The sequence below is a fragment of the Acidovorax sp. KPB24-07 genome (assembly GCF_057543315.1).
This window is the reverse complement of sequence record NZ_BAAJYS010000257.1, coordinates 1-5,070: the sequence shown is the minus strand read 5'-3', so window position 1 is coordinate 5,070 and position 5,070 is coordinate 1. Positions and strand designations below refer to the sequence as shown.

Below are 5,070 nucleotides of genomic sequence, written 5' to 3'. Positions count from 1 at the left end.
GCCTCCAGCACAATCAGTACTAGGGCATATCGCTATTAAAAATATAGCAACCGTCTGGTGCGGCCAGATGGCGGGCGGGTGTGCCTGCCGCCCCAGGGCCGCAGATGCCTATCGCGCGTAATTGAGCGGCAGCGCCGTGGTGAACTTGATCTCTTCCATCGCGAAGCTGGAGCTGATGTCGCACAGGTGGTTGCTGGCGATCAGCTTCTTGTAGACCCGGTCGTAGGCCGCGATGTCGGGCACCACCACGCGCAGCAGGTAGTCGATCTCGCCGCTCATGCGGTAGAACTCGACGACCTCCGGCATGACCTGGATGGTGGCCTTGAACTTGTCGAACCACTCCTGCGTGTGGGTGCTGGTGCGCACCGACACGAACACCGTCACGCCGACGTTGACCTTCTGCGCGTCGACCAGCGCCACGCTCTTCTTGATGACGCCGCTCTCCTTGAGCCGCTGCACCCGGCGCCAGCACGGCGTGGTCGAGAGCCCCACCTTGGCGGCGATCTCGGCCCCTTGCTGGTCCGCGTCTTCCTGCAACAGATCCAGGATCTTTTGGTCAATGGCGTCTAGTTTCACGTTGGGCTCGGCTGGAAATTCGTAGGAAGGAAGGGGGTCGCCTTGGCCGGCGAGCGGTGGCGTCGGGGCCTGGGTCAGGCGCCTTCGATTCCGCCACGCGGATTTTGCATCGACTGAATGGTCACCGCGTGCCTGAAGGCCCGGACGCACCCCTCGAACCCGGCCGTACTCGGCCCTTTCAGAGGGGCGGGGTTTTTCAGCGTCGCTCAAGCGTCAGGAAAGTGTAAGGCAGGCCGCCCGCACTCCGATGGCTTTCGCGGGCGGTTTCCACCCATTCGGGGCCCAGTTCGGGCGCATAGGCATCGCCTTCGAACGCCTGCCCGATCTCGGTGGCCTCGATGCGCATGGCCAGCGGCAGGGCCTGCGCGTACAGCTGCGCGCCGCCAATCACCCAGGTGGTGGGGCCCTCGGCCTCGGCCATCCGAAGGGCCTCGGGCAGGCCCGCGGCGCGGCGGGCGCCTTCGGCCTGCCAATCCGGCTGGCGCGTCACCACGATGTTGGCGCGTCCCGGCAACGGCCGAAAGCGCGGCGGCAGCGAATCCCAGGTCTTGCGGCCCATCACCACGGGGCAGCCGTTGGTCAGCCGGCGAAAGTGCGCCAGGTCTTCCGGCAGGTGCCAGGGCATGGTGCCGTCCTTGCCGATCACGCCGTTGGCGGCGCGCGCATAAATCAGGTGCAGGGCCATGGGAGAGGGCTTTCGCAAAGACGGGAAGAGGGGGACGCCGCGCTCAGAAATGCAGGAACGCCATGGTGCCGACGCCCAGGCCGATGGCGGCCACGCCGTACATGCCGTATTCCAGCCACTTCTTGCGCGTGAGCAGCGCGATGGCCGCCAGGGCAATGGCCACCTGCAGCGCGGTGGTGGCCTGGGCCCAGCGGTGGTGCTGGTGCATCTGGGCCTCGCTCTGGTGGTCGAAGTCGACCGACTCGCGCTCCAGCTTCTCGGCCTGCGTCTTGATCTCGTTCTTCTCGGCCTCGTAGCGGTCCAGCTTGGTCTGGTAGCTGCCCTTGCGGTCCTCGGGCGCCAGGTCGCGGGCCATTTCGGTCAGCGACTGCTTGGTGCTCTTGGACTGGAAGTAATTCCACTGGTTGGAGGCCTCCGTCTTGCGGATGGCCGCGTCGTTCTTCAGCAGCCCGGCATTGGCCTGCGTGGCCCCGCCCATGTAGGAAAAGATGGCGCCCACCGTCGCCACGATCGCGGTGAACATGGCGATCTTGCTGGTGGACGATCCGCCGCCCTCGTGCGCGTGGGCCTCGTGGGGGCCGTGGCCCTGGCTGGCATGCTCGACCGCATGGTCGTGGGGGCCGTGTACGTGAAATCCGCCGGAAGACATAGTGAGTGGATGGTGGAAAGCGTCGGTTGGGACGGGAAAAACGGGGCGGAACCCGAAGGCGCCGTCCCACTGAAGGGTTCGCAACGGGGCGCCATCTTAGAGCGTGTCGGTGACCTGCCGGCGCCGCAGCGCTCAACCCGGTCCCGCAGGCCGTGGCAGGCGGCACCGCGCCGCAATGCCCAGGAAGTGCGCCAGTCCCGGCGTGGCCAGGCCCTCGACCTTGGCCTGGTCGTCCCACAGCCGCAGGCGCACGGCCTCTTCGGCGTGCGGACGACCGATGAAGGCCCGGACCTCCTGCACACTGAACACGCCGCCCTGCAGCACCAGGCTGCGCTGCGAGTCGGCCGACAGCGCCGACCGGTAATGCGGCCGGGTGGCGCACAGATAGCGCTTGGCGTCCACGTGCCAGCGGATGGCGTCGAGCACACGGTCCCCGAACAGACCAAGCAGAAAGGGCAGGGCGCTGAACTGATGCAGGTCGTCGATGCCGTGCGCCGTGGGGGTGTCGCCATGGTCCTGCAGCAGGTGGCCCAGGTCGTGCAGCAGCGCCGCGGTGATGAGTTCGTCGTCCGCGCCCGCCTGTTGCGCCAGCCAGGCGGTCTGCAGCGCGTGCGCGGTCTGCGTGACCGGCTCGCCGCTGTACTGCGTGCCGCCATGGCGCTCGAACAGCAGGGCGATGTCGTCGAAGGCCAGCGGCATGATCAGGCCTCGGCGGTGGTGCGAGTGGCCCGCCGGCGCGCCGGGGCCGGCGCGGCGAGGGGGGCTTCTGACGCGGGGCGGTAGTTCTGCAGGGTGCGTTCGCGGCTGTTCATCACGTGGTCGAACATCGCCTGGCCCGCGGCCTCGGCATTGCGCGCCGCGATCGCCTTGACGATCTGCCGGTGCTCGCGGGTGTACACCGCCATGGATTCGACGGTGAGGTTGCGGCGCCGGATCAGCGACAACTCCTTGATGAGGCGCCGGTAATGGGCGGTGAACTTGGCGTTGCCTGCCAGCTGCAGCAGGGCATCGTGGAACTCCAGGTTGAAGCGGTGGAAGTCCTGCGCGTTGCCGGCCTTGGTGGCCGTGTCCATGGCATCGACCCATTGGCGCAGCGCCTTCGTCTGCGCGGCGGTGCAGGTTTCGGCCAGCTTGCGGCCGATGTACATCTCCATCACCGCGCGCAGCTCGAAAATCTCCAGGGCCTCGTCCAGCGCGATGTCGCGCACGAAGACGCCGCGGTTTTTCTCGGTGCGCACCAGGCCGGCCTCGTCGAGCATGCGGAACGCCTCGCGCACCGGGCCACGCGACACGCCCAGGCGGGTGGCCAGGGTGGATTCGGTCAGCTTCTCCCCGGGCTGGAACTCGGAGGCCAGGATCATGCGCTCGATCTCGTTTTGCACGAGGCCGGCGAGCGAGTTGCCCTGAAGCTGTGCGATGGCGGCGTTCGTGGGGCTCTGGACGGCCATGGATCAAATTCTCCCAAAAAAGACGATTTTTGCAGATTGTCTACGATCTACAAAAAACAATCGGCCCGACATGGCCCTCATTTTGCTTGGCAAGAATGTCATGAGGATGACACGGGCGGGCACCAAAGTTCCACCCGTTCAACCCCTGGAGCATTTCCATGCAACGCATCCCACGGCCGCTTTCCGCGGCAATTCTCGGACTGGTCCTGGCCGCTGCGGCTGGCTCGGCCTTCGCGCAAAAGCAGCAGCTGATCGTCTATACCGCCCTGGAGACCGACCAACTCAAGGCCTATCAGGAAGCGTTCAATGCGGTGAACCCGGACATCGAGATCAAGTGGGTGCGCGACTCCACGGGCGTCATCACCGCCAAGCTGCTGGCCGAGAAAGCCAACCCGCAGGCGGACGTCGTCATGGGCGTGGCGGCCACCAGCCTGGCGCTGTTCGACCGCAACGGCATGCTGGAGCCCTACGCGCCGCTGAACATCGACGCGATCATGCCGGCCTACCGCGACAAGAAGAACCCGCCCGCCTGGTTCGGCATGGACGTGTTCGGCGCCACCGTGTGCTTCAACACCGTGGAGGCCAAGAAGCGCAACATTCCCCTTCCCACGACCTGGAAAGACCTGACCCGGCCCGAGTTCAAGGGCCAGGTGGTGATGCCCAATCCGGCGTCCTCCGGCACCGGCTACCTGGACGTGGTGTCCTGGCTGCAGATGTGGGGCGACGAGGGTGGCAAGGGCGGCGGCTGGAAGTACATGGACGCGCTGCACGAGAACATCGGCCAGTACACGCACTCCGGCTCCAAGCCCTGCAACATGGCGGCTTCCGGCGAGTACGTCGCGGGCATCTCCTTCGAGTACCGCGGCCATACCAACAAGGCCAAGGGCGCTCCGATCGAGCTGGTGTTCCCCAAGGAAGGCCTGGGCTGGGACCTGGAAGGCTTCGCCATCTACAAGGGCACCAAGAAGCTGGACGCGGCCAAGAAGCTGGCCGACTGGGCGTCGTCGAAAGATGCCATGAAGCTCTACGGCAAGAACTTCGCCATCACCGCCCAGCCGGGCATCGCGCCCAAGCTGGCCGGCATTCCGGACGACTATGAAGCGCGCCTGATCCGGCTCGACTTCGACCAGGCCGCCGCCAGCCGCGAGGCCACGCTGGCCGAATGGTCCCGGCGCTACGACAGCAAGAGCGAAGCGAAGAAGTAAAAAACCGATGGACAACGACGACGGCAGCTTCCTCGCGCTTCGCGGGATTCACAAGCGATTCGGCGCTTTCACCGCGCTCGGCAGCATCGACCTGTCGATCCGCCAGGGGGAGTTCGTCTGTTTTCTCGGGCCGTCGGGCTGCGGCAAGACCACCTTGCTGCGCATCGTGGCGGGGCTGGAAACCCAGACCGCCGGCCGCATCGTGCAGGCGGGCCGGGACATCTCGGTGGCGCCGCCGGCCGAGCGCGACTACGGGATCATGTTCCAGTCGTATGCGCTGTTTCCCAACCTGACGGTGGCGCAGAACGTGGCCTACGGGCTGGTCAACCGGCGCGAGGGGCGGGCGCGGATCGCGGCGCGCGTGGACGAGCTGCTGCACCTCGTCGGGCTGCCGGGCAGCGGGCCGAAGTTTCCAGCGCAGATGTCGGGCGGCCAGCAGCAGCGCATCGCGCTGGCGCGCGCCCTGGCCACGTCGCCGGGCCTGCTGCTGCTGGACGAGCCGTTGTC

7 protein-coding genes are annotated in these 5,070 nt (G+C 66.7%); 2 read left to right on the top strand and 5 right to left on the bottom strand.

Annotated elements, in window-relative coordinates:
• Positions 1-108: 108 nt before the first annotated feature.
• From AC27IQ_RS18705 to AC27IQ_RS18685, 5 genes are all read right to left on the bottom strand, one after another.
• On the bottom strand, positions 109-576 hold the full coding sequence (locus AC27IQ_RS18705) for an Lrp/AsnC family transcriptional regulator (protein WP_272564333.1): 468 nt from the start codon (positions 574-576) through the stop codon (positions 109-111).
• A gap of 196 nt (positions 577-772) precedes the next feature.
• A complete protein-coding gene (locus AC27IQ_RS18700; RefSeq protein ID WP_284428927.1) occupies positions 773-1,261 on the bottom strand; it encodes a dihydrofolate reductase in 489 nt (162 codons plus the stop codon).
• A 43-nt stretch (positions 1,262-1,304) separates the two neighbouring features.
• Positions 1,305-1,910 carry a DUF4337 domain-containing protein gene (locus AC27IQ_RS18695; RefSeq protein ID WP_487090362.1) on the bottom strand — a complete coding sequence of 202 codons (606 nt, stop codon included), beginning with the start codon at positions 1,908-1,910 and terminating at the stop codon, positions 1,305-1,307.
• Between the two features lie 132 nt (positions 1,911-2,042).
• Positions 2,043-2,609, bottom strand: coding sequence for a phosphonate degradation HD-domain oxygenase (locus tag AC27IQ_RS18690; protein WP_487090361.1), 567 nt, complete (start codon positions 2,607-2,609; stop codon positions 2,043-2,045).
• A gap of 2 nt (positions 2,610-2,611) precedes the next feature.
• Positions 2,612-3,358: a phosphonate utilization associated transcriptional regulator gene (locus tag AC27IQ_RS18685; RefSeq protein ID WP_487090360.1), complete on the bottom strand. Its 747-nt coding sequence runs from the start codon at positions 3,356-3,358 to the stop codon at positions 2,612-2,614.
• A gap of 158 nt (positions 3,359-3,516) precedes the next feature.
• On the opposite strand from AC27IQ_RS18685, the gene AC27IQ_RS18680 reads away from it, so the two are divergent.
• Together AC27IQ_RS18680 and AC27IQ_RS18675 are read left to right on the top strand one after the other, a co-directional pair.
• Positions 3,517-4,563 (top strand): putative 2-aminoethylphosphonate ABC transporter substrate-binding protein, encoded by a 1,047-nt coding sequence (locus AC27IQ_RS18680; protein ID WP_317352024.1) that lies wholly within the window; start codon positions 3,517-3,519, stop codon positions 4,561-4,563.
• 7 nt (positions 4,564-4,570) lie between these two features.
• Positions 4,571-5,070 (top strand): ATP-binding cassette domain-containing protein (locus AC27IQ_RS18675; RefSeq protein WP_487090359.1); only part of this gene is annotated, 500 nt, incomplete at its 3' end.